Source organism: Bacillus cereus group sp. Bce019 (assembly GCF_051781745.1).
Classification (GTDB): domain Bacteria; phylum Bacillota; class Bacilli; order Bacillales; family Bacillaceae_G; genus Bacillus_A; species Bacillus_A cereus.
The window spans coordinates 1-275 of the sequence record NZ_JBPWJX010000106.1; the positions used below are offsets into that span (position 1 = coordinate 1).

The following is a 275-nucleotide window of genomic DNA, read 5'->3' on the forward strand; positions in this document are numbered from 1 at the left end:
GTCTTGCGCCACGGCCACGGCGCTGGCGGCGGGCGCCACGGGGCGCTGCGCGGCCAAAAGCTGCATGGCCTCGGCGGGCACGTTTTCAAACTCGGTGGTGATGGCGTCGCTGATGCGCGCCAGCTCGGCCAGGCCGACCGGGTCGTCGTAGGCCGTTTGCACGTGGTGGTGCGCCACCAGGCCGGCCGGGCTGTCGGCGGCCGGGTCGAGCACCGCCGTGCCGAGCCCATGGCCTGCGCGGCGTGCACGAACATGCGGCCCAGCTGGCCACCCCC

The 275-nt window shown here is 74.9% G+C and carries 1 pseudogene; it reads right to left on the reverse strand.

The annotated features are described in order from the left end of the window. Nucleotides 1-275: pseudogene (locus ACS2QP_RS27640) on the reverse strand (5-(carboxyamino)imidazole ribonucleotide synthase); the annotation flags it as partial.